The 25634-nt window shown below is 49.4% G+C and carries 17 protein-coding genes and 1 pseudogene; 3 read left to right on the forward strand and 15 right to left on the reverse strand.

All coding sequences use genetic code 11. The features are described 5' to 3' along the window. Positions 1–219: 219 nt before the first annotated feature. Positions 220–1128 carry an IS3 family transposase gene (locus tag ACFOLF_RS14565; protein ID WP_210042545.1) on the reverse strand — a complete coding sequence of 303 codons (909 nt, stop codon included), beginning with the start codon at positions 1126–1128 and terminating at the stop codon, positions 220–222. A 23-nt stretch (positions 1129–1151) separates the two neighbouring features. After that, complete coding sequence (locus tag ACFOLF_RS14570) at positions 1152–1478, reverse strand: transposase (protein WP_210042553.1); 327 nt, start codon at positions 1476–1478, stop codon at positions 1152–1154. Positions 1479–1786: 308 nt separating this feature from the next. Here ACFOLF_RS14570 and ACFOLF_RS14575 point away from each other — a divergent pair, with 308 nt between their 5' ends. Next, positions 1787–3145, forward strand: a complete 1359-nt coding sequence (locus ACFOLF_RS14575) for an IS4 family transposase (RefSeq protein ID WP_210042555.1) — start codon at positions 1787–1789, stop codon at positions 3143–3145. Positions 3146–3651: 506 nt separating this feature from the next. On the opposite strand, the gene ACFOLF_RS14580 is transcribed toward ACFOLF_RS14575, so the two are convergent. The 9 genes and pseudogenes from ACFOLF_RS14580 to ACFOLF_RS14620 form a co-directional block, all read right to left on the reverse strand. Continuing rightward, entirely contained in the window at positions 3652–4887 is a 1236-nt protein-coding gene (locus tag ACFOLF_RS14580; protein ID WP_210042557.1) for a restriction endonuclease subunit S, read from the reverse strand. A 13-nt stretch (positions 4888–4900) separates the two neighbouring features. Next, positions 4901–6478, reverse strand: coding sequence for a type I restriction-modification system subunit M (locus ACFOLF_RS14585; RefSeq protein WP_210042559.1), 1578 nt, complete (start codon positions 6476–6478; stop codon positions 4901–4903). Positions 6479–6534: 56 nt separating this feature from the next. Then, on the reverse strand, positions 6535–7371 hold the full coding sequence (locus ACFOLF_RS14590) for a hypothetical protein (RefSeq protein WP_210042561.1): 837 nt from the start codon (positions 7369–7371) through the stop codon (positions 6535–6537). 12 nt (positions 7372–7383) lie between these two features. After that, positions 7384–10479, reverse strand: a complete 3096-nt coding sequence (locus tag ACFOLF_RS14595; RefSeq protein ID WP_210042563.1) for a type I restriction endonuclease subunit R — start codon at positions 10477–10479, stop codon at positions 7384–7386. A 165-nt stretch (positions 10480–10644) separates the two neighbouring features. Then, positions 10645–10722, reverse strand: a pseudogene (locus ACFOLF_RS14600) (hypothetical protein); the annotation flags it as partial. Between the two features lie 806 nt (positions 10723–11528). After that, on the reverse strand, positions 11529–13067 hold the full coding sequence (gene guaA / locus ACFOLF_RS14605) for a glutamine-hydrolyzing GMP synthase (protein ID WP_210042572.1): 1539 nt from the start codon (positions 13065–13067) through the stop codon (positions 11529–11531). A gap of 574 nt (positions 13068–13641) precedes the next feature. After that, complete coding sequence (locus ACFOLF_RS14610) at positions 13642–16263, reverse strand: transglutaminase family protein (protein WP_210042581.1); 2622 nt, start codon at positions 16261–16263, stop codon at positions 13642–13644. After that, the gene (locus ACFOLF_RS14615; RefSeq protein WP_210042588.1) at positions 16244–17842 is read right to left on the reverse strand and encodes a DUF58 domain-containing protein; all 1599 of its coding nucleotides are present in this window, start codon (positions 17840–17842) and stop codon (positions 16244–16246) included. The genes ACFOLF_RS14610 and ACFOLF_RS14615 overlap by 20 nt, the downstream gene beginning before the upstream one ends. Continuing rightward, positions 17839–18873 (reverse strand): AAA family ATPase, encoded by a 1035-nt coding sequence (locus tag ACFOLF_RS14620; protein ID WP_379114187.1) that lies wholly within the window; start codon positions 18871–18873, stop codon positions 17839–17841. Before ACFOLF_RS14620 ends, ACFOLF_RS14615 begins: the two co-directional genes overlap by 4 nt. Positions 18874–19196: 323 nt before the next feature. On the opposite strand from ACFOLF_RS14620, the gene ACFOLF_RS14625 reads away from it, so the two are divergent. Then, complete coding sequence (locus tag ACFOLF_RS14625) at positions 19197–20063, forward strand: hypothetical protein (RefSeq protein ID WP_210042590.1); 867 nt, start codon at positions 19197–19199, stop codon at positions 20061–20063. Between the two features lie 611 nt (positions 20064–20674). Here the strand turns inward: ACFOLF_RS14625 and bcp are convergent. Genes bcp through ACFOLF_RS14645 form a run of 4 tightly spaced genes read right to left on the reverse strand, consistent with a single transcriptional unit; the run spans position 20675 to position 23928 of the window. After that, the gene (gene bcp / locus ACFOLF_RS14630; RefSeq protein ID WP_210042592.1) at positions 20675–21154 is read right to left on the reverse strand and encodes a thioredoxin-dependent thiol peroxidase; all 480 of its coding nucleotides are present in this window, start codon (positions 21152–21154) and stop codon (positions 20675–20677) included. Between the two features lie 58 nt (positions 21155–21212). Continuing rightward, a complete protein-coding gene (locus ACFOLF_RS14635) occupies positions 21213–22007 on the reverse strand; it encodes an ABC transporter permease (RefSeq protein ID WP_210042600.1) in 795 nt (264 codons plus the stop codon). Positions 22008–22013: 6 nt separating this feature from the next. Next, the gene (locus ACFOLF_RS14640; RefSeq protein ID WP_210042609.1) at positions 22014–22808 is read right to left on the reverse strand and encodes an ABC transporter permease; all 795 of its coding nucleotides are present in this window, start codon (positions 22806–22808) and stop codon (positions 22014–22016) included. Beyond that, positions 22801–23928 carry an ABC transporter ATP-binding protein gene (locus tag ACFOLF_RS14645; RefSeq protein WP_210042611.1) on the reverse strand — a complete coding sequence of 376 codons (1128 nt, stop codon included), beginning with the start codon at positions 23926–23928 and terminating at the stop codon, positions 22801–22803. The genes ACFOLF_RS14640 and ACFOLF_RS14645 overlap by 8 nt, the downstream gene beginning before the upstream one ends. 520 nt (positions 23929–24448) lie before the next feature. Here ACFOLF_RS14645 and ACFOLF_RS14650 point away from each other — a divergent pair. After that, on the forward strand, positions 24449–25582 hold the full coding sequence (locus ACFOLF_RS14650; RefSeq protein WP_210042613.1) for an LCP family protein: 1134 nt from the start codon (positions 24449–24451) through the stop codon (positions 25580–25582). Positions 25583–25634: the final 52 nt, after the last annotated feature.

Here is a 25634-nt window from a genome sequence, read left to right on the forward strand (position 1 = left end):
ATCTTCTTCTTAGTTGTTCTTCTCTTTCATCACTTACAACATAATGCCAGCCATATTTCTGTGCATTATATTCTGAAATAAATGTTACAATTGCTTTTGGTACTAATAATAGCTCTCGTTCTTTATAAAAAAGCGGCTAAACCCCCGTATTATGGACAACACACCTCTTAATCGATCTCGCCCGTAGTCTTTCTCTAATTCGCAACGTCTTACGCTCAATTAGACCTTGATCTGCTTTGGTGCTACTGTCCCTTGCTTAACAGCCTGCATGTACTCGTATGGAGACAAGTCGTAGATACTGCCGTGGATTCGAATACGATTATAATCCTGGATAAACTGACTAACGATTTCATATGCCTGTGGATAGGTCTCAAATTCATGGCGACGATAACACTCTGCTTCCAGAATGGAATGAAACGATTCGATATGAGCGTTCTTGTTCGGCGTCCTTGGCGGTATGCGCTCGTGGATAAGGTTGAACGTATCACACGCCTCTTCAAACCGGTGGCTTATGAACTGTGGACCGTTGTCCGATCGGATGACTGGCATGTTCGCTTTATCAAAGCGCTGACGCTTCATTAAAGCCTCCTGCGTGATCTGCACCAAATGCCTTGCTTCACAGGTTAAGCCAATGTGATAGGCGATAATAGCACGATCAAACACATCGATGATGCTCATCAAGAAAAAGAATCGCTGCTCGCCGTGGAGCCAACCATACTTTATATCGGTTTCCCAAAGCTGATTAGAACCTGTAATCACGCGATTGTTAGCCAGTCGTCTGGGATATTTGATCTTGAACTGTCGCTGCGGACGAAGGACATCCATTCGCTTACAAAGGCGGTAAACCTTCTTTTTATTGATCCGTAGTCGATGCCGCCTTCTAAGCAGCACAGTGAGCTTCCGGTAGCCATACGACGCGCCCTCGTCTGCCAGAAACTCCATGAGCCATTCGCAAATTTGCTCGTCACTGACCGGATTTCCATCTTGCGTGTACGAAAGGCCCGGCACGGGACGAGCGCTGCTGTGGATAGTTGCTGGCGTTGCTTGCTGCTCCCGTTTTACATGGGCATAGTAGGTTGATCGCTCCACTTCGAGCACGCGAAGGACGAAGCTAATGCTGTTTCCCAATGTAATATACTTCTGGGCAATCTCTATTTTATCCGCAAGTGCGGGTTCGTTTTTTTTAGTAGGTCTTTAAGAATGTCCCTCTCCAGGGCTTGCTCAGCAAAGAGCTTCTTAAGCTTCTCATTCTCTTTTTCCAGCTGTGCATAATCTTCGGCTGTTGGAACGAACTTCGATTGCTTGACGCTTGTCCCGTCCAACTGATCGAGATCGTTACGATTCATTTCTCTAGCCCACCGGAGCACCATCTTCGGGTCCAATTCATGTTGCCTGGCTACTGCGGTCATGTTGCCAATCTCTTTCCCTTTGGCTACTACCATCTTCTTAAAATTCAGATCATACTGCTTCTTCTTCATTTTGTTCCCCTCCGCCTCAAAATAATTGTACCGGAGTAAGGGGTGTACTGTCCAAATTCATTTGGGGGCTAAAAAGCTTTGACTGTGTAACTATATTTGGAGTTCATCCTTGCTTTACTTACTTTCAAAACGATAATTTCCTTACTTATAGACTCAACTTTCGCAGAGCCAGAATTGGCAAAGCAGCTGATGTAGCATAGGCTTGAAGGCAATTTGTTAGTGAGCTTGACGGAATAGAAAAACACCCCTTCGTCTGGTAAAGTGAGAGTGTCGAGCTACCACTACCACACAGAAGAGGTGTCTTCTCTATGATAGATCAACAAGGGTCACTTGATCAACTGCCAAACGAAATCAAATCGGCTTTTCAGGAACTGAATGTGCTGAAACACTTGCGTGACGCGGGTTTCAAGAAGAAATTTGGTTTTACCTGCGCCTACTTATTCCGCCTTGTGTTCCTGTTGCTCTTTCACCAGAAAAACTGGTTTCGGCTGCTGGAGAGCAAGAAAGCTGAAGCTGGCCCGGCCAACGATGCGGTTTACCGCTTCCTGAATCATAGCAGCTATGCGTGGCGGCGTTTTTTATTATCGCTTAGCGGCGAAACGATCGCACGAATGGAAGCTTTGACTTCGGTGACCCGAGAGACCGCGTTCATCTTCGACGATTCCATGTTTGAGCGCAACCGGAGCAAAGCCGTAGAGATGCTGGCGCGGTTCAAGGATCATGCAACTGGCGCTTTCTACAAAGGCTTCCGCATGCTGACCATGGGCTGGTCCGATGGCCATTCTTTTGTCCCTGTGGACTTTGCGCTCCTCAGTTCTTCGAAGTCTGCTATCAACGGCATGGCGGATGGGATCGACAAGCGCAGTCACGGGTACAAGCGTCGGCAGGAAGCGTTGTGTTCGGCTCCGCAAGTGATCGCAGCCATGCTGGATCGTGCGCTGCAAGCGGGCCTTTCGGCCTCGTATGTCTTGATGGACAGCTGGTTCACGCATGCGCCGTTGATTGCGGAGGTCGTCCGGCGTAAGCTGCATGTGATCGGCATGGTGAAAAACGATAACAAACGCTACTTGGTGAACGGAGAGCGCCTGAGTCTGAAGGAACTCTACGCCGTCGCACCGCGTGTGGAGGAGAAGAACCGCAATATCCTTCGCCTGATCCGAACTCAGCTCGCACCGGGAATTCCCATGGTGATCGTGTTTGTTCGTCATCGCTCTGTGAAAAACGAATGGCTGGCCTTGCTTTCGACCGACCTGACGCTCACCGCCCAAGAGATCATCCGGACTTACCGGATGCGCTGGGACATCGAAGTTTTCTTTAAGTGCACGAAGACGCTGCTGCGTTTGCAAAAAGAGTTCCAAGGCCGCTCATACGATTTGCTCGTAAGCCACACCACCGTTGTGTTTTCACGCTACATCCTGCTGGCTTGGCAGCACCGGCAGAGTACGGACTCGCGCACGTTTGGCGGTTTGTTTTATTTGCTGTGCGACGAAGTGGGCACGCTCGATTGGGCGATCGCTTTACAACAGTTGCTCGAGTTGATCCAGGAAGTCGCTTCGAAGGCGAGCAAAAAGCTTTCATCCCTCATTCAACGTCAACTCCAGCAATGGATTGCCGCTTTACCCAGCTACATCAAGGCTTATCTACCGATTTCAGGCTGCGAAAGTTGAGTGATTAACAAATACAATTTTAGCGGAAAATAAAAAGGTGATGATGTAGACTGAAATAATTCTACACCACCACCAATGCAATTCTGTTCCTTTAGAATGAGACTAAAATATTCTGGTGTTTAACCGCTATTTTAGTTTTATTAGATCTTTCCGCTTACTCCCTTAAACTTATCTACAAAGGGCAGAGATCTTCTGAAAAACACTCTGCTGATAATAAACCTCCCTACCGCGTAGCGGTTTAAATTAATTAAGTTATTACAATCACTAACTCAGAATCGCCTGCAAGATTGTCGCTCTTGCCTTCATAGCATGTTGTTCATCCTTTAAAGCGGTATTGCTCATCTGAAACGTATCATCATCGATCAGCTTACGAGTCATAGCGCGCGAACCAATTTCTAACTGCTCTTATTGAAGTTGCTGTGTTTTCCTGCAGAAAGCATATTTGCACATCATTCAAGAGTTAGAGAATCAAGATAACGATAAAATCGTACGGCATTTATCCGAGCTCATATAAACATCCTTTGTAAATACGCCGCCTTTAACTGTCGTAGCTGCTCAAGTTTAGCGGTTTGGGCGGCGATTTGCTCGTCGAAATTCTTGAAAAAGTCAATGATTCTGTTTTGTTCAGAAATTGTGGGTGCTAAAACGATTATCTTTAAAAAATCCCTTTCGTGTATGCGCCACTGTCCGTACATTACACCTTGTCGATAATGAATCATTTTATTAATGAAGTCTTTCCGTTTGGATAGTAATCCAACAAATAGACTCTCTGAATCGTTGCTTGAATAAAAAATGCTATATACGGGCGATATTACTGCCTTGCCTGTTCTATTAAAACCAATAGACCCAGTTTCTAAGTTGTTTGAACTGTATATAAAGTCATTCAGTTCGGTTTTTTTATATTTTTTTCCATCACCTTTTACCAAAAAACTTCTGTCATACTGTTCCCCCTTGGGTACAACACCAACATTCCCAACGAACGACATCAATGGGTAATCTTCCGATTCCTCAAATTGCTCATTTCTTTCAGTAAGCATTTCTTCCAGCCGCCGCTCTTCCCAATTACCTGTAAATCCTGCGAATCTTACTCTTGGCATGACTTCATTGGCTGCCGGGAACATTTGCTGTAGAAATCCGTCCTTCAGCGTTACGAGCCCATCCAGCTTACGCTGATGAAGGGTGATGAGGTGATCGAGTTCTGTGAAAAACTCACTAATTTTCCTTTGTTCTATAACATTAGGGAATATAAATGGTGCAGCATTTGCAGGTTTCAAAGTGAAATGTTTTATTGTTCCACCTGCTGATGAAATATCTATATATTTTGTCATCCGATGAGTACTAAAATATACATTAAGGTAGCCACCCTCTACATCTTTTGATTGTGATGTGCGAGCATATAAAATTGCTCCACCTTGTACATAAACCGGCGTATCATCAGTCTTTAGTAAAGATAATCCTATTTTACCTCCACTATTAAACAATACATCACCACGCTCTGGTGCACCTGTCTTTGACTTATAATCTTCATATGCACCAATAGAGATAAACAACGCACCATCTCGTCCACTATTCTCCAAATCACTTGAACGCAAATACCGAACACCAGACTTTGCCCATAATTCGTTAGGTACTCTAGCACTATCTTTTATTTGTACAACTTCCCCCAACTCACGCTGTTCCCAAGTGTCAGTGAAGCCATTAAATCGAATTGCTGGTACTAACTTCTGTTTGTTTTCTGTCATCACCACCACCACCTCACATAAACATCCGCTTTGTAGCTTCGATTATCTCTTTTGTTTCGTCAGTCATAGCAATCTCATCAAGCAAGGTTAAGAAATCCGTTTCTTTTTGTTTTATTTGCAAATTTAAGTCCGACATTTCACGCCCAAGTGCTTGAATGTCGATTTTTCCTTCTTCCTCGAAGGTATCTACATAGCGAGGAATGTTGAGATTGTATTCATTCGCCACGATCTCATCAAAGTTTGCTAAATGTGCGTATTTTACAATGTTCTCACGCCTTTTATAGGCATCCACAATTTTCAGAATATCTTGCTGACGTAAGTTGTTTTGATTCTTCTGCTTTTCAAAATCATTAGAAGCATCAATGAAAAGCACATCACGACTTGCACGGTTTTTCTTCAAGATAAGTACAACCGTTGGTATGCTTGTTCCAAAGAAAATGTTAGCTGGCAGGCCAATTACAGCTTCTATTGCACCCATTTCAAGAAGCACCTTGCGAATGACCCCCTCGGCAGCACCACGGAACAGAACACCATGCGGCAGTACAATTCCCATCGTACCACTGTCTTTTAGGTGGTAATAGCCATGTAGCAAGAACGCAAAATCGGCTTTAGACTTCGGTGCGAGTTTTCCATAGCGTTCAAAACGTGGGTCACTTAAAAACTTATCGGAAGCACTCCAATTCGCAGAATATGGAGGATTCATAACAACAGCGTTGAATAGGAAAGGCTCGTCTGACGGCCAGTCTGCATCTAAAGTATCGCCATTATTGAGCCGCATTTGCTCACGGTCAACGTTGTGTAGAATCAGGTTCATTCGAGCAAGGTTGTAAGTGGTGGTGTTTAGCTCCTGTCCGTGAAAATATACCTTTTCGGGATTGCTTAGAAACTGGCGGATATTCAACATCAGCGAGCCTGAACCCATAGCGGGGTCATAAATATGGAATGGTGCTAGTTCCTCTTGCCCGATACTAACAATCTCTGAAATGATTTTCGAAACAGCTTGCGGGGTATAGAACTCTCCGGCTTTCTTGCCTGCGCCTGCGGCAAATTGGGCGATAAGGTATTCATAAGCATCGCCAATAACGTCACCTTCATGCCCAAACAAATCTATCTCATCTAAAGTTTTTATAACTTCCATAATGGTTGTGCTTTTTTGCTGTGCGTGTGATCCGAGCTTCGTAGAGTTTAAGTCAACATCATCGAACAAGCTGATAAAACTTTCGCCTTGACGAGAAAGCTCGATAAAGGCAGTCTGCAAGTCATCAATTTGAAATTCATATTGTGACGCTTTATTGCGGAGCATGTAAAACAGATATTGCGGCTCTATGAAATATCCGAGTTTGCGGCGCATGGTGTTCTTTAGCTCTTCGGCATCATCGTTATACCAATCCGTAAGCTCGGCAAATTGTATATCACGGGATGGGTATTCTTTGGGCTTTCCGTTTGCTTCTTCGTACACAGCGCGCAACTCTAAATCGGAAAGATACTTATAGAAAACAAGACCGAGCAAATAGTTTTTATATTCGCTCGCATCCATTTTCCCTCTAAGAATATCGGCGCTTGCCCATAGTTGTTGCTCTAAACGACTCATATATTTACTTCCTTCCTGTTGACAGATTATTTGAAAGTTGGTTGCAGACACAACCACTAATTTGTACTTACATTATTCGTAGACCAGTTGAATTTCTGTGCGGCACTTTTTAACTCTTCTTTCTGGGTTACATTATCTAACACGCTTGTGACTAATGTATACAGCGCCCCGAAATATTCAAGTGCATCTTCCTCACTTCCATCGCCATGTATTATTTCACTGAGTTGGCTGAAGAGCTTATATCTATTTGCCGAGAAAGACACTGGGATAATTGAGTGCTGCTCATCCACCACTTTCAGTATGTCAGAAAAAGAGCGTCTGCTTCCATTCCCCCTATAAAGAGGAATGTTATTGGCATTTGCAATGCTGTAGGTTATAGATTCATATACCTTTCTTAGATAAATAATTGCACCTGAACCAAGTCCATCTCTGTGTGCTCGGTTTGCTTTTTCGAGCCATTCGCTAAACTCACCGTATTTCTCAGATTGTAATTTCACACGTTCGGTTAACTTTTCTCTAAAATGCAATATGCGTACTTTAGGTGACTGATACCGAATATCCTCTTCGGCTTCGACTAAATACCAAGTATGGACAACTGAACCACAATTGCATTGCAAAATGCAATCAATGCTAATTACTTGTTTATTTACAATAATTCCTCGAAGCCCTTGCCCTTTATCAGAGTTAAAAGTGCGTAAGTCCTCACATTCTGTGCAGTAGTAGTTCAAAGATACTTGTCCAGCCTCTAATATTATATGTTGCCCAATTAGCAGGGAGGTATCATCATTTTCATCACTATATTCATAGTCTTCCCATTCTTCTGGAAACCAGAACGTGTCAACTTGTTGGTAATCCTCCGCTGGCGGTTTTCTCAATAATTTACTCAAATCCATATCATCGCCACCCTAACACTCATCTTTTAGCGGTATTAATTTTTCATCTAAAACAGTTTTCCAATACTGTTCTATAACGAGAAGACGCTTTCGGTATTTTTCGTTAAACATAGCTTCAAAATCTTCTTTGCTTAACCCTGATGCTTCGCTTATTACATTGATGAAAGGAACAACCCCGCTATTCGGGCGATATTCGTTAAAGCTGGTTTGCAGGTTAGCGACAGGCACTTTCAATATTTCAGCAGTATTCTGTAGTATATAATCAATCTCATCAGCGAAATAATACGTCCAATCCTTTGTCGGTCGATTGTTGTCAATGTCGTCTAAGATGGCATTATATATTGCCTGAACGGATGCGGGCTTTGTATTAATCTCTTTCATAATTTTTCCGCGCAAATCATATTTATCTGTTTTGTCCGAAGACTTCTGATATCTGTTCAGAAGCTGATTTATGTAGAAGCTATCAATGCGTTCCTCATGCACAGCCCTTTGTCCGCTCGTAAATTCGATGTCTTGGAGCAAGCTTTCCATCTCATCCCCAGTTTGATCCTCTAACTCGGCTCGAATTTCAGCTTTTAGATTTTCACAATGTCCTTTTTCTTCGGGAAGAACCTTCACAATATGTTCAAATTCCTCAAAATCTTCTTGATAATTCTCATAGCTTTTCATGGCTCTTTGAATTTTTTCAAGTTTTTGATAGGCTCTTACTTGTGCAATCTTGTTTTTTATATTATTTGGGTCGTCTTCCAGATCGTCTTTTGCTTGTTGAAGTTCTTCATGTGCCGTTAAAAATGCGGCTTTCACCTCAGCATATTCTTGTGGCACTAAGGCTTCCCAATTTTGCTGTTGGTTCGTAAAAAGTCGAATGGCATCCTCTACATTTTTTCGCATAGTAGCAGGTTTTCGGAACGATACCACGATGCCATGCTCTTTGCCAAGTGCAATACGATTTGTGCGTGAAAATGCCTGTAGCAGCTTTTGATATTTCAGTTCTCGGTCAACATACAAAGTCTGTATCGTAGGCGCGTCAAATCCTGTCAGCAGACGGTCAACTACAATAACCATATCAAGCCATTTTCCGTCCTTTTGATATTGAGCGTCTTTTCTTGCTAAACGGTTATTAATATTTTTGTTAAACTGATCGGTATCTGTGTAATTCGTACCAAAAACAGTGTTGTATTCCTGCATAATGGCATTGACTTCTGCTTGCGCTTCGTTCATCTCACCTTGAGTTTCGCTAGTGGAATAAGTGATTGTCACTCTCGGAAAATCAGGGTCACGAAGCGTGTGGCGTTCATCTAACTCTCGCCCATTTAACAAAATTCCACTACTTCTCATTTCTTGTAGCTTGTGATAAATACGCTTAGCTTGAGCGATAGAGTGTGTTGTTAAAACAGCACTCATAGTCGGGTATCCGTTTATCACCTTGAAACGCTCTATCACGGATTGGCGCTTGAATATTTTTTTAAGCATCGCTTCAATATATTCATCACGCACAAATAACTCTCTGTCTTGCAGCTCCTCTTTTTCAATTTCTGTCATGTCGGCAAGTTTTTTGATAGGATCAAGCTTCGGGTATTTTCCTTTTACCGTTCTATACAAAAATTTTGCTTTGCTATCCTCATCTAATAGGCAATGGTACTCCACTTGGAAGTTCAAAACGGAGTTATCGTCCATAGCATTTTTCGTTGTGTAGGCATGGAGTAAGTTTCCATACTGTTGTTGTGTTGTTCTTGCGAATGTTCCGTTTTCTTGTTTTTGGTTTTCCTCAAAAATTGGCGTGCCAGTTAAGCCGAACCATGTTGAGTTAGGCAGGAGCTTTTTAATTTCTTTCATCTGCTCATCGCTAACTGCACGATGGCACTCATCCACCACAAAAACAATATGTTCGCTTTTCAGCTTCTCGAATTTATTGTTTTCCGTTTCTTTAGCACCTCTGACGGCCGCACTCAATTTTTGAATGGTTGTGACGATAATGGTGTTGTTATTTTTATTGCTTAATAGGCTATTGCTAAGTTGACGTTGATTATCAACGCCGACAATAAGCGCATTATCTTTAACATTGCCCGATGCCAACCCTGTGTGGAACTCAGATGCAAATTTACTAAACTCATCTTTGGTTTGGCTGTCTAAATCTGTTCTATCAACAACCATAACGGTGCGGTCTACGCCGATGGATATCTGTGCTAAAAGTTTGGTTGCCACAAAACTTGTTATTGTTTTCCCTGAGCCGGTGGCGTGCCAAACAAAACCTCCCTCATGCTTCGCCGCTTGACCGATAATCTTTTGAATAGCGTGGACTTGGTACGGTCTTAGAACCATTAAAAACTTTTGGCTTTTCTGATCGTCCACTAAAATAGTGAATTTGCTAATCAATTCGTGGGCAGAAGGGATACTCAAAACCTGCCTTGTGAAATCGTAAAGATTTTCGATAGGCTCATTATCCGACGTTCTCCAGTTGAACAGGAATTTCTTTGCCGCTTCAAAGGCTTTAGAAGTGTTGGCTCCAGGACGTGCAAAGTATTTTGTAGATACTTTGTTACTAACTACAAAAATTTGGGTGGTCGCAAAAATGCCATCAAAAAATCCAGCTTCTGCATACCGTTGTATCTGCTCGAACGCTTGCATATAACCATCTTTGGCAGATTCAGCTTTTAATTCAACATGAATAATCGGCAAGCCATTTATCAATAGGGTTACATCGCCACGCATATCAGTAGTTGTATCTGGCTTAATTTGGTTTACAACTTCATAGCTTGAAATGCCGCCAGCAATATCCTTATTGCTGAATAGCACAAGCGACACCCTACCACGTTTCACATCTTCTCGCTCAACATGAATGGCGGCAACACCATTTTCGCCTCGTAGCCATTGAGAAGCGTTAAAGGGAGTAGCTGTCAGTCTCATAAATTCAACTTTTAACTGTTCGAACTCTTTGTCTGTAAGCGGCACACCGTCCAGTCGCGCCAAGTTAATACGATTGATATGTCTTCGCAAATTATCCCACAGAGCAGCTTCGGTCTTTATATCATCACGATATGTCCATTGGTTTTCCCTTTGAGTTAAGATTTCAATGAAACTCTTTTCTGTTTGGGCTTCGTGGTTCATTTGCTTAATCCCCCGTAATTAAGATTTTTCCTGAATTCTTCACCGGCAACAAGATTATCGAATAAGGAATAATAGTGTTATGCTCTTTCGCTATCCCCTCATGTTCTGTAAAGTTGGGAACATTACCCTAAATTAGAAAGTTGGGCTTATGGTATCTCAAAACTTTTAATATGTGGTAAAACAAGTTCCCTGACTTTTCATTTTAAAACCGTTTTGTTCACCATCCTTTGAAAACGGTTGACAAGGAAACCCCCACTTTTATTTTTCTTATATCCCCATGTGTCTCGATATCAATGTTTCTAGCGTGAAAAACGTATGTATGTCCTAGGCTACTTAAGGCTAGAGGAATGCCACCAAGCCCAGCAAACAAATCTATTAATCTCATATGTAATTCCCCCGTTTCCAAGAAGCTCGTTTCTGTCCAAAATATTGGGAGTAATTAAATTAAGACATAACCTCTCTATAATACGACTAGTGTACTACAATGAGAGCTAGATGTGGATATTTTGTTATGGAAAATGCAAATATATGGGATTTGATGTCGAGAAAAAGAGGTAGTGCACCTTGCACTCCCCCTTCAGATTTACTCATTATCGAACACACATCGATAAGTTAAGCGAACTTGCCACATCTCGTTTACGAACCATCAATATGACCGACTCCACATGTGTCGTGACTGGATTCGACTTGCATTTTTGTCATCTGTATACAATACTTCATTAGATCCTTCTCCTGCAATCACATGTCTCCAACCTGTCTACATTTTCAGCCATAATCAGAACCACCCGTCCAATGAACTGCACCTTCAATAGTTAGATAATGTCTATCTTTAAGGGATCACTTCAATAGCAGGTGGTTTTATGTTTCGCGCATTTCAAGCACTCAACCAGCTAAAGCCTAAATAAAAACTCCCACCGACAATCATTCGGCGAGAGTTTTTGGCGACAATCTTGGAGACAATTCAAAAGAATTTTGGACTCAGAAAGTCATATGAGTTTTACCTAAACAGCGTAAAATCAACGTTTTTCAGTGTATAGAGTGTCGCTTGATTATTCCCACTCGATCGTCGCCGGCGGCTTCGATGTAATGTCATAGACAATGCGGTTGACGTTGTCCACCTCATTGACAATCCGGACCGAAATTTTCTCCAGCACATCCCAGGGAATGCGCGCCCAGTCCGCCGTCATTCCGTCGATGGAGGTAACGGCGCGAATGCCGACCGTATACGAATAGGTGCGCGCATCGCCCATAACGCCAACGCTTTTCATATTCGGCAGCGCCGTGAAGTACTGCCAGATCTCGCGGTCAAGGCCCGCTTTGGCAATTTCATCGCGCAGAATGGCATCAGATTCACGGACGATCGTCAGCTTCTCTTCCGTTACTTCGCCCAGTACACGGATGGCAAGTCCGGGACCCGGGAACGGCTGACGCCATACGATAGCATCGGGCAGTCCGCATTCCTCGCCGACCTTGCGCACTTCGTCCTTGAACAGCGCTTTGAGCGGCTCGACCAGCTTGAATTTGATATCCTCCGGCAGCCCGCCGACATTGTGATGCGATTTGATCGTTTGCGCCGTTGCCGTGCCGCTCTCCACAATATCGGTATAAAGCGTGCCTTGGGCAAGAAATTCGAAATTCTCGAATTTATCGGATTCTTCCTGGAACACATAGATGAACTCGTTGCCGATGATTTTGCGCTTGCGCTCCGGGTCGTCAACGCCGGCCAGCTTGCCGAGGAAACGGTCGCGGGCGTCGATTTTGACCACCTTCATGTCGAATTTGCCGACGAAGGTCTCCATGACGCTGTCCGCTTCGCCCTTGCGCAGAAGACCGTGATCAATGAACATGCAGGTGAGCTGGTCGCCGATCGCCTTGTGCAGCAGAATCGCCACAACCGAAGAATCAACGCCGCCCGATAACGCGCACAGTACCTTGCCGGTGCCAACCTGGGCGCGGATATCGCGGATTGTATCGTCAATGAAAGTTTCCATGCTCCAGGTGCCTTCACAGCCGCATACATTATAAAGGAAATTACGGATCATTTCATTGCCGTAAACGGAGTGGCGAACCTCCGGATGGAACTGAACGGCGAACAGCTTGCGCTCGGCATGACTCATCGCAGCGATTGGCGCATGGTCCGTGCTGGCATCGACGCGGAAGCCTTCCGGCAGCTCCACGACATGATCGCCATGGCTCATCCAGACGGTTTGACGGCCTTCCAGTCCTTGTACAAGCGTGGCATCCATAACGAAGTCCACATCGGCCTTGCCGTATTCACGCTTGCCTGCCCGTTCGACTTTGCCGTTCAGTTGATGAGACATAAGCTGCATGCCGTAGCAGATACCGAAGATCGGCAGACCCAGATCATAAATAGCGGGATCCACAAGCGGCGATTTCTCCTCATAGACACTTGCCGGTCCTCCCGAGAACACGATGCCTTTCGGCTGCAGTTCGCGGATCCGCTCCACCGGCGTGTTATAAGGGAGCAGTTCGCTGTATATGCCCAGATCCCGGATACGTCTTGCGATTAATTGGTTGTACTGTCCCCCGAAATCAAGGACGATAATCATTTCATTTGGCTTGTCCATGCCGTGCCTCCTCAGGATTTTTTGCTATACTTCGGATATCTGATCCTGCGAGCCAAACAATCCCGCTTCGGAAGCATATACTAGAAATCAATGTGATCATTATATATAACGTCGTTTGGGACAGTCAAGGCATAGTAAAGGCGATTGTTGAGCGCCGTCCGGAATCGGGGAGGGAATGCCTGTCAGGGCATACTGTTCACGAAATGCTTCAGGCAAAATAAAGGGATGGCGGATGCCGCCAGCCTCCGGCAAAAGATTGACGGGTGCTGCACGTTGAGAAATTTCAAAACGCTGCGAAACGACGAAAAAGCCCGTTGGGAAACTTCAAAACGTTGGCGAAACGACGAAAAGCTGTGGAACTTTGAACCGTTGCGGAGCTTCGAAACGTTGTGGAACTTCAAAACGCTGCGAAGCTTCAAATAAAGCCTGGGCGCTTGAACGCCCAGGCTTAGTTGTTTCTTCGTATCCTAAAAAGCTTCCGCCGCGAAAGAAAAGGGCAGCTGGGCGGGAATGAGGTTGATGACCATCATGCACCGTCACACCCCGCGCGGGGATCCGTGCGGGGTGCCGAAAGTTATTTGGCTGCCAGTCTCCGCTGCAAGGCCTGCTGCGATTGCACGGCTTTGCCAAATGCGCCCGGCTGCAGCGCGCTAATCAGCAGCTGAAGCTGCTCCACGGACGGCGGCTCGCGCCAGTCGTCGCCGTAGCGGGCTTCTTCGTCCCAACGGACGAAGTCGGCGATCAGCCGTGCAGTGTCCGGCGGCAGGTTCAGCGCCGCCGTATATTCGCGCGCCGTGCGGCCGGTTCCCCGGGCGCCGCAGCCAGCCTGCAGCTCGCGCCAGCACGCGTCCGCGAGCGCGAGGAAATACGCGCGGGCCGCTGTGCGCCGGCCAGCTGCTAGAGCGCTGCCATACTTGTGCAGCGCTGTGGCGAACGCATGGCGTTCGCTCCTGCGCCACGCCGCCGCCAGCAGCACGGCGGCGGCTGTGGCGCCTGCGGCCAGCGCGGCCACGGCCCATGGCCTGGCCGCCACTGCGCCGCGAACCGCTTGCGCGAGGGCATCCGCCTCGCGCAGAGCGGCATCGGCGGCCCGCACCGCGGCCGCCTGCAGCTGAGCTGCCGCGCGCATAACGCGGACCGGCGCGCCAGCGGCACTTCCCTCTGCGGCGGCATCGCCCGCCTGCGCGGCAAGCCCCTGCTGGGCAGCATCGGCCGAATCAGCCGATGCTCCTCCGCCGGCTTCGCCAATCGGCGCCGCAAAACCTGGCGTCGGCTCAAAAGCCACCCAGCCGGCGCCAGGGAAAAACACCTCTACCCAGGCGTGCGCGTCGCTTGCACGCACGTTGTAGCTTTGCAGCTTCGCCGTTTCCGCGTTCCCGACGCTGACTCCTTGCCCTCCACTCTGCTGCCCTTCTGCCTGACCGGTATCCGAATCCGTCTCCCCGGATGCCGCAAATCCCTTCACATAACGGGCCGGAATGCCCTGTGTACGGAGAAGCACGGTCATGGCCGTGGCAAAATGGACACAGTACCCCTGCTTCTGCTCAAACAGGAACTGATTAACGAAATCCTCCCCTTTTCGGGGAATCGCCGTATCCTTGAGCGTATACGCATAATGGCTGCGCAAATAGCTTTCGACAGCCTTTGCAATTTCATACCTTCCGCCATCGGTTGCGCCTGCAATGTTTCCTGCGAGCTGGCCGACACGAGGCGGCAGGGATAAGGGCAGCCGGGTATAGTCGCGTACAATATCTTCCGGGTCCAGCAGCCCTGGCTTACCCGCTTCAGATGATATGGCCTGCAAATCCGGCAGTGTGGTTTCCACTGTATATTGATAGATTCGCTGGCTGGCCGTCTCCGGGTATAAAGCTCCGGTTGCCGTATCGGCCCGATAGCCCAAGACGTCGGCATCACCATGGGCAGCAGCCAGCTGCAGCGACAATACTTTGGCGTCCGCCCCTGCACTGAACAGCGGCCAGCCCTCCGCGGGATAAACGGCCGTGACGGTCTGGCGGAGCAAGTCCCCCTCCTGCCCGGCTTCTCTGGCGGTTGGACCGGCGGAGAGGCTGGCCACATGAACAGCGCCGCCATCACCGGCTATCAAGCCACCGCCGGCGACTGCCCGCCTCTCCAGACGCTGTTTGCTTTGAATCCACCCCTGTCCGTCGTAGGTATCCTTGCTCTCTCCACGCAAATAAGTCGGCTGCGGAGTGAGCACCTTAAACAATATAGTGTCATCCGGGGAAATCGGCGCGCCCAGGGAGCGGTCATCGAAGCCGTAGCCGGTCAGCGCGCCACCGCCCCAATCCGCGCCTGTCTGCAGGTCTCCGGGCATTTGGCCGCTCATTGCCCCTTGCGAATGTTCACCGTTCAACCGGCTGGTTCCCCATTCGACTGCTTGCTCTGCCCAAGGCGCCTGCTTGCCTGAAGACTCCGCTCCCTGCGCCGCCCATAATCCGCCTGCCATCAGCAGCACAGCTGCCCAGGCTGCCGCGCTCCACCAGCCTGACGGCCATCCCGCCAGAAGTCCGCCGCGCCCTTTGTAGGCATCGATCGGTCCAAGGGTTCTCTCCACGCGCGGCAGGGTCAGCAGCATGCCCAGCACCAAGCCCTCCAGGCAGGTACGAATCAGACCAGGCAGCACATCCACGCCGAGAAATGCGGATAGGGCCACCAAATATGCGGCAGTCAGCACCGCGAGACCGATCCCCCATTGACGAAGCCATACCAGAGATTGGATTGCGGCGGCCATCATGCCAAGTCCGGCAACCAACAGCAGGGTGCGCGTCTCTCCGCTAAGCTGCAGATTTCCTTGCAGCAGCCCCAGAGCGTCAGCTCTCAGCGCCTCCACAAGCTGCACAAAAGCATCCGTCAACGAAGGAGTTTGGACACCGAACAGCACCAATACCGTTGTCAGGCATACAAGGCTGCTCAGCGTCAGCGAAACCCACAGCGGGGGCACAAAAAGGCCGATCGCCAAATAACAGCCGATCGCCGCAATAACGGGATAAATCCGGTAAAGCTCGGTATAAGCCTTTAACTGCTCCAGGGGCAAAAGCCACTCCGACAGGAGACCGAACAGCAGCAGACTCGTTATAAAACGGCGCGGGAAGCTGGCAAAAAATCCGCTTTCCTTCTCGATGGCCAGCATATCCTTATTGACTCGGGCCGGTGTATCAGATACGGACACTGGCATAGCCGTCTCCCCCTTCCAGAATTTCAGGCTCCCTCCGGTAAGCAGCGGGAAGCGGGAGCAGCACCGCCCGGCAGCCGCGCTTAATCAGTTCCTCCATATACAGCCGTTCGCTATCTGCAGCATCCCCCGCGCATGCCAGCAGCATATGCAGCTTGCCCCGGCGGGCTGCGGCCAAACGGGCGGCATAGGCTGCCCTGTCCCTGCTCTCCGGCTCTCCGCCATTCATAGAAGCTTCGCTTGAAGCATGCGCCATATAACCGGAACCACCTGCTGCCTGTACGTGGGCACTCTGGCCTGTTCCCTGTACAGCGCCTGCCGTCAGTGCTGTTCCGCCGACTGCCCTTTTGCCGCCGCTGTGCGCCTTTGTCAAACAGATGACAGCTGAGCCGTGCGGGAGGCGGGCAATGATATTCCCAAGCTGGTCGAAAAACGGTTGGCGGCCGGACGGCTGCAATCTTAAAAGCCGTTCCTCTGCAGCCTGCAGGCTCCTGTAATCCAGGGCATGAACATGGAGAACCTCCTCTTCATGGCCCGTCATCAGGAGCGTTATACCGCTTCCTGCCGAGAATGCGCGGCGTATCACCTGGGCCGCCCGCCCGCAGTTGGCGTCAAACAAGCGCCCGTCGCCGCCATACGAGCTCAAATTCCCATCCAGCACAACAATGATATCACTGGGCGCATCATTGTCATGCAGCCGGGTTTGCATGCCAAGCCCTCTGGCCATCGCCCGCCAATCAATGCGCCAAAGCGGATCTCCAGGGATATAGCCGCGAGACTGCGAGCCTGCCCCCGATCGGCGGCGGGCAAATTTGGCAGCCATGCCCGTCGCGTCGATGGGTCGGCGTTCATAGGTCCGGCTGCGCCCCTCCATAGAAGCAGGCAAGCCTTCCAGCTTCTCTCCCTGCGGGGCATCCGCCCCTACCGTTACGCTTCCCTGTGCAGGGATCGTGAAGCTCCGTATGCTTACTCCAAGCAAATCGCCTGCGCTGATCTGCACCGGACGAAAACGCCATTCTCCCCTGTGCAACCCGCTCACGGAATATGAAAAAGAATGGCTGCGCCGCAGCCAGGGAATTTCCAGCGTCCGCCGCTGGAGCGATGCGCGGCCATCTCCATTGGAGGCGAAACTATTCTCAAGCTCTTCATGTACCGAAATCCACATTAACGGAAGCGGCCTTGTCGTCTTGACGGTCACTTCGACCTGTATCGTTCCCCCATCGGAGAGAGTTCCCTTCTCCTTGATGGTCCGTACAATCTGAATGCTGCCTATAGCCGCATAAGGGATGATGAGGCACCAAACGGCGGCAGCACAAACAACTGCGGTCAGCAGCCACTCCACAGCACCTCCCCGCGATTGCAAAGCAAGCAGGCAGACAATGACCAGCATAACGAGCATAAGCCGTGCAAGATGGCGGCTGCGCGGCTTGGTTCCCAACTGTTTCACAGTAGTCGGGGCCTCGGCCAAGGGATTGACCCCTCTTCCGGCCGCTTGTTCAGCCGTCCCGCCGATCCCCCTTGTGCTGCTCGTTGACTGAAGATTGGAGTTCAATCCTCCAAACCTGTCCCCGGACCGGATCATCGGGTTCGGCCGCCATCCGAGGTTGGAGCCGGTATGGGGGTCTCCTCCAGAATCCGTCTGAGCACAGCGGCTGCGGAATGCCCTTGCGCAAGCGACTCATCCCTAACAATGAGCCGATGTGCCAGAACGGACTCGACTGTCGCCTTCATGTCATCCGGCACGACAAAACGGCGTCCCGCCACATAAGCGGTCGCCCGTGCGGCGCGAACCCAGTCGCGGGTGGCCCGCGGACTTGCTCCAAGCAGCAGCTCCGGCGCACAGCGCGTGGCATGGATGATCATTACAGCATAGGTCAGCAGAGCCGAGTGTACATGCACCGACTGGGCATCCTTCTGCATGCGCAGCCATTCCTCCGGAATAATAACCGGGCGCAGCTCTTCGGCTTGCAGCCGCCCCTCGCCGGACTCCAGCATGAACAGCTCATCCTCCGCGGACGGATAGCCGACCGACAGCCGCATCATGAAACGGTCCAGCTGCGCCTCCGGCAGCGGATAAGTCCCGTCGTCGCCAAGCGGGTTCTGGGTCGCCAGCAGCATGAACGGTTTTGGCAGTCGCATGGTCTCTCCATCGGCTGTTACGCCCCGTTCCTCCATCGCCTCAAGCAGCGCGGATTGGGTACGCGGCGGAGTACGGTTGATCTCATCGGCAAGGACAACATTCGCCATAAGCGGTCCCTTCCTGAACACCAGCTCTCCGCGCTTCCCGTCCCACACCATACCTCCCACTACGTCTGCCGGCATCATATCGGAAGTGAATTGAATACGGCGGAAATCCCCGCCCATCACACGGGCCAGCGCCTTCACCAGCAGCGTTTTGCCAACGCCCGGCACATCCTCCAGCAGCACGTGACCCCCGGCGAGCAGCGCTGCCATCACTTGAACGACAACTTCGTTTTTGCCTACAAAAACACTATTGATTCTGGCAATCATCAGCTTCAACAGTCCGTTGGACGCTTCCGGCCAGCCTTCAGGCTCCCCATAATTTTGAAAAACCGAAGATTTCAGCTCATTTGCCGTTTGATTCGGAATCACTGCGCATCACAATCCTTTCATCGCTTTCGCTCGCGATCTGTCTATCAGCTAGCATTTCCACATCCTCTCCTGTTTAGTCTCATAGTTTGCGAGAAGCCCCAGCCTGATCAATCGGGGTTTGTACGATAGTCCAGTCATTATCGGCTATTGAAAATAAGCACCCTTGAGGACGGGCCTTACTAAGTCTGGAGACAGAGCATAAAATCATGCCGGAGACCGCATGGATTTCATCCTTACGCCTATCACGTCAAGACCACCCCTCCTTATAAGATAAGAGTAACAATTTTATAAGAAGGAAGGGTGTTTAAGGAGTGAAACAAACAATGGCAAGAACGGGTACGGGAGCAAGATTTTTTGAAGGGGAGAAATGGCTGGTGCTTACCGGGCTGCTGGGTTTTGTGCTTGCAGGGGTATGTGCGGTATGGGTTCTGCTATACGGAGGTCCTGTAGCCCCGAATGGGGATGTCTCCAAAGCCATTTCCTTCGATGCGGCGCTGGGATTATTCTTGCTGTCGACAGCCGCTATCAGTCCGTTATCCGGGATGGGGACGCGAGGGAGAGCTTTCTTCCGTTGGTTTTATATCGCGCTTGGGCTTTATTCATACGGGGCGGAAACGATCCAAAACTTCCGCGGGGTCAATCCGAGATTCGTAGAGGGCGGTTCGAGCTTTGATGTCGCGGTCGGTTCCGGCTTTGCTTTCGTTGCCCTGCTGCTTGTTTTGTTCTATCTGTTCCTGGGCATTCAATATTTCCGCAGGAAAGCCTCCGGACTTCGTCCTGAGCTGGTGCTGGGAATCCGCTATGCGATGATTGCCGTCCTGCTCTCTTTTGCGGCCGGTATCTGGATTTCAGTCAATCAAAGCCGATTCGTCGGGATGAGCGGCAATATTATCTGGCTGCACGGCCTCGGCTTCCATGCGCTGCAGGCTGTACCCCTGGTTGCATGGTTGACGGAACGCTCATCCCTTAACAGCCAGAAACGCAGAAGATTGATCCATATCACGGGTATCGGTTTTATACTTGGATTAGGCGCCATCGGTTGGCAGACCGTTAACGGGGCTTCCATTATGGAGTTTTCGGTCCTTCCGATTCTTGCGTCCTGCTTCTTTCTTATCTCACTGGTGCCGCTTGCTCTGCTTGTCCGCAAACAGGAGGTCTATGCCGCAAGCGGCAGATCACATGTTCATTAGGTCAGTACTGCTGCCAAGGATGAATGGAGCTCATAGTACCGTCATGGCCGGATAATCTGTACAGTTTAAAAAAGCTCTCGTCTGCTTTGGCGGCTTGCACAAGTCGCTTCACATTTTATAGAGGTTAGGGCTTGGCTGGCCCCGGGCCAGCCAACGCAGTAAGGTTTTTCCCGCCTACAGCGCCGGAAATCGAGGCTGGTATGCATGTAAGCAGGTTTTTCCTCACTGGAGCCGTCATTAGGGCTTGCCTGGCCCCGAAACGGCCACACAGTAAGGTTTATCCCGCCTACAGCGCCCGGAATCGAGGCTGGCCTACATGTAAGCAGGTTTTTCCTCACTGGAGCCGTCATTAGGGCTTGCCTGGCCCCGAAACGGCCACTCAGTAAGGTTTTTCCCGCCTACAGTGCCCGGAATCGAGGCTGGCCTGCATGTAAGCAGGTTTTTCCTCACTGGAGCCGTCATTTGGCTTTGTTAGCGCCGGATCCCCATTCAATTATTACCGGCACAAATAGTTTGCAAAAATAGAATATGCCGTATTGCCCTCACCGGCAATACGGCATTTCTTAACCCGCCCATATAAACTTCGCATCTGGCATGCCTGCCTGCACCGGTTAAAGGCTTTGCGCCGCTTCCAGCACCTGCTGCACATGCCCTTTAACCCGAATATTGCGCCATTCACGGACCAGTTTGCCCTTTTCGTCAATCAGGAAGGTCGACCGGACCAAACCCATATATTCTTTGCCATACAGCTTCTTCAACTGCCAGACACCGTACAGCTCGCAAACCTCATGCTCGGTATCGGCAAGCAGCTCGAAAGGCAGCTCGTGTTTGGCTGCGAAGCGCTCATGCCGCTCTGCCGTATCCAGACTGATCCCGAGCACAGCCGTCCCGCTCTCGCCAAATCCGGCATAATTATCGCGAAAATCGCAGGATTCCTGTGTACACGCTGGAGTCATATCCTTTGGATAAAAGAATAGCACCACCTTCTGACCGAGATAATCGCTCAGCTTCACCCGGCGCCCGCCAATGGTCTCCAGAGAGAAATCCGGTGCCGGTTTTCCAATGCGCGCCTTTGCTTTTTTTGCCGGCATTGTTCGCTTCTCTCCCTTCCTCGTTTGATTTCCATATAACATCCAGGTCAGGCTCAGCCTAAGAGCCCGCCCCGCGGTAGCGCTTGACTCCGTAGTTCCAGACCATGAGCCCAATTGTCAGTACGACAATTCCCATCACCGGCGTCAGCAGCGACAGCGTGGACAGCCCGTCTTCCTTGCGGTCGAGAAAATAAGAAGCCGGGATGACACCGACGAAGGCAAAGGGCAGCAGCCACGTCAGGAGAAAACGGATGGTTTTATTATAAATGTTGACGGGATACCGTCCATAGTTCTGGATATTGTACATAAGCGGCAAAATACCCGTCGGCGCATCCGAGAAGAAGGAAATGGCGGTCAGCGCAATATACAGACCAGCGTAAATAAATACAGCGCCCAGCGTGAAGACCACCAGCATGAGCGCATCGAGCAGCTCGAACGGAAGGCCCAGCTGCGACCAGCTTATTGCCATAATGACCGCGCCGACAATGGAGCCGAACAGGGATGGCGGGTCCATATTTTCCAGCAGTACCTGATACAGGTTATGGGCTGGACGGGTCAATATGCGGTCCATCTCGCCCTTGACTATATAACGCTCGCTGAAGCCCCATAGATTAAAGAAAATCCCGAAGATGCCCGATGGCACCATGAAGAAGCCATAGACGAACACCACCTCGGCTTCCGACCAGCCGCCCAGCGATGCGGTATGCTGAAACACGACGAGAATGAAGATCAGGTTCACGCCCTGGAACAATAAATCCGAAAGCACCTCGACCCAGAAGTCCATCCGGTAAGTCAGTCTGGTCTTGACATAATTCTTCATGTATTCCGCGCATAATGACCAATAGAATCGCATTGCGCCTTAACCTCCTTGAACGAACAGCCGGTAACGCGCCTGCCGCCATACCCATGCGATCGGGATGAGCAGCACGAGAAACCAGATTATTTGGACGCCCAGCACCCGGATCGCCTCGAAGCCCGCAACCCTGCCGGTAAATACCGAGCTCGGCAGGTAGGTAATCGCCTGGAAGGGCAGCCATTTCATCGTCACGGCAAGCCACCCGGGAAAGAACGAGATCGGTACTACAACGCCTGAGAACAGGTCAACCAGGACGCGCTTCATCCGCAGCATCCCTTGATTATTTTCCACAAAAAAAGCAAACAGCCCAGTCAGCATATTAATCTGAGTGTTGATCAGAAAGCTGAGCACCAGCATGACAAAATAAAGCGCCCATACGCCGGGATCCGTAGGCAGCTTGACCGGGAACAGCAGGCAGGCTATCGCAAGCCCCGGAACCATGAACAGCAGCAGGCGGAAAATCCCTTCCCCGAAGCCCTGCATCAGCTTTACGATCAAATAATTATAAGGCCGGATAAACTGGATCGCTACGCTGCCGTCCCGGATTTCATTGGCTATCTCCGTATCCAGATTATTGAAGTAGAACGCTCTGGCCATCCAGGAGACGGCCACATAGGTGGTCATCTGCCCAAGCGTAAATCCGCCAAGCACCTTCTGATCGCCAAAGATCGCTTCCCAAAGAAAATAATAAGCTCCGATATTAATGGCATAAATAACAATACCGCTGTAATAGTTAACGCGATAAGCGAGCATCATCAGGAAACGGATCCGGATCAGATCCAGATATGCGCTACCCATGATGTACCGGCTCCTTCTCGCTGCTGCTGTCCTTTGTTATTGGAGCGGCTGTCCCGTCAGAGCTTTCCGGTGTCCGTTCCCCCATATATTGGCTGAGCTTATCCGCCGTCTCCTGCGAAGCCGAGCCGGATTTGTAAATTTCACGGACAATCTCGTCTGTATTGGTCTCCATGATTTTGATATCGCGGATGTCTGCGACTCCTCCGACAACACGCGAGAGCGCATCGGAAACATTGATTTCATGAGGCAGGAACATAGTCGCCGTTACTTCATTGTCGATGGACCAGCTCACTCCGCTTAAGCCTTCCGTTTGCTGCTTCAGCACACGGATATCCGGCTGTTCGCCGAACTGGAATTGAATTTCACGCCCTTTGCTCCAGCGCGACTTCAGCTCATCCAGGCCGCCATCGTAGATGATTCTGCCATCATCCAGCATAATAACCCGCGTGCAGAGCGCTTCGATATCCTGAAGGTCATGCGTGGTGAGGAGTATGGTCGTCCCCTGCTCCCGGTTGATTTTCTTCAGGAAATCCCGGATTTCAGTTTTTACGACAATATCCAGCCCGATAGTGGGCTCGTCCAGGAATAGAATGGAAGGATTATGAAGCAGCGACGCAACCAGCTCGCAGCGCATCCGCTGACCGAGACTGAGCTTGCGTACGGGCCGGTTCAGCAGATCCCCGAGCTGCAGCCGCTCCACCAGTTCATTCAGACGCTTGCGGAATTCCTCCTCCGGAACACGGTATACCTTGCGCAGCAGCTGGAAGGACTCAATAACTCCGATATCCCACCACAGCTGGCTTCTTTGACCGAACACGACTCCGATTCCATTCACAAATTTCTCACGGTCTTTGAACGGGACGAAGCCGTTAACCTGAATATGTCCGGAGGTAGGAACGAGGATGCCGGTCAGCATCTTGATGGTTGTTGATTTGCCGGCCCCGTTCTCTCCAATATAACCGCATATTTGACCTTGAGGTATTTGGAAGGAAATATCCTTTACAGCTGTAATTTCATTATATTCACGCTTAAACAGATCCTTCAGCGCCCCGCCGAGTCCTTCGCGGTTTTTCTGGACACTGAACTGCTTGCGCAAATCTTTGACATCAATCGCTAGCATTGCGGAAGCTTCCTCTTTTCTCTTCGACATTTCCTGGGAAATGTTCGGTTTTTTTCGATTTCTCTATCTATTTATACGCCGTCAGCCAGGCGAGTTCAAGCAGGAAAGTCCTCCTTTTTTCTCCATTGCGGCGTTTTTCACGGGGTTTTTCGGGGTCCTTTACAAAGATTTCTTAAACAAAGCCAATCTTCGGTTTCTATAATTTTCCTTTATGAGTACTGAAACCGTATAGTAAAGTTTTCATTCCATCTCACAAGGCTGGCCGAAATGAGCCGTTTCAGCTTTATTTTCGACATTTTATTGTATTAAGTGGGCTTTTTAACGACCAATACACACCAAATACAAGATAAAACTTGCTTCTGCATGTCAAAACATTTTATAATTTTATGATGAAGAACAGCTTCACGGAAGTTCTTCTTTCAATCAAGAAGAAATCACCAGTACCTTTCATCATTCGTTAATCCATGCAGACAATTCCAAAAACAAACGTGAATCATACCAAGGAGGGGAACAAAAAAGGATGCCGCGGGTGAAATCAAACAAGAAAAGACCATGGCTAAAACCGCTTATTATTGTCTTGTCCATCCTGTTTGTTGTCGTGGGAGGCGTTGGCGCCTACGCAGCATATCAAGGATATGGTATATATAATCAACTGGACACCCTGCAAAAACCAAAAGAAGAATCCCGTTTCGGACAGTTTGAAGTGAAAGAAGAAGAAAAACCGGTTGAATGGGAAGGAACGGAACGCGTAAACATTCTGCTCATGGGCGGCGACAACCGCGGGCTGGAGAAGAATGAAGCGGCACGATCTGATTCCATGCTGGTCGCATCTATCGATCCGGTAACGAAGAAAGCTCATTTGTTCTCCGTTTTGCGCGATACGTATGTGCCGATTGAAGGTCATGGCGAGGGCCGGATCAATACCGCGCTTGCGCTCGGAGGACCGAATCTGGCCATGAAGACGATCGGCGGTATGCTCGGACTTGATATTCAATATTATGTGTATACAGATTTCGAAGGCTTCAAATCGTTGATCGACGCCATCGGCGGAATTGATTTTGACGTTGAGAAAAACATGAACTATGTCGACAATGCCGACGGCAACCGCTACGACATCCATCTCAAAAAAGGATTTCAGCATCTGGACGGCGAGCATGCGCTCATGTATGTGCGCTTCCGCCATGATGCGATGAGCGATTTCACACGGACTGAGCGGCAGCGCAATTTTCTGGATACTGTTGCAGACAAGCTCAAGAACGGATGGAATTTGTTGAAAATGAAACAAATTCTCGAGAGCGTCAATCCTTATATCGAAACGAATCTGGATATTTCCGATATGCTCAAGCTTGCCCAGCTCGGAGTGAAGACGCAGCTGGCCGGTCAAGCGCAGGTTCCCCCGATGGATAACATCGGTGACCGCAAGGTCTCCGGCGCTTCGGTGCTCTCTATCCGCGATGATGATGAGCTCCTGACATACGTGCAGGAAATCCTCACAGAGGACTCAGCAGTACCGGATGCAACGGCAAGCGGTACCGGCAATGCAGACGGAGCAAGCGCAAATACTTCCGGTTCAGGCAATACCGGTTCAAGCACGAATACAGGCAATACAAGTTCAAGCTCCAATACCGACTCAAGCAGCAAAACGAACGAATAACCGGTAACATCATAAACAAAAGGGTGAATTCGCGAGCGGATCGCCCTTTTGT

Source organism: Paenibacillus sepulcri (assembly GCF_042647105.1).
GTDB classification, from domain to species: domain Bacteria; phylum Bacillota; class Bacilli; order Paenibacillales; family Paenibacillaceae; genus Paenibacillus_Z; species Paenibacillus_Z sepulcri.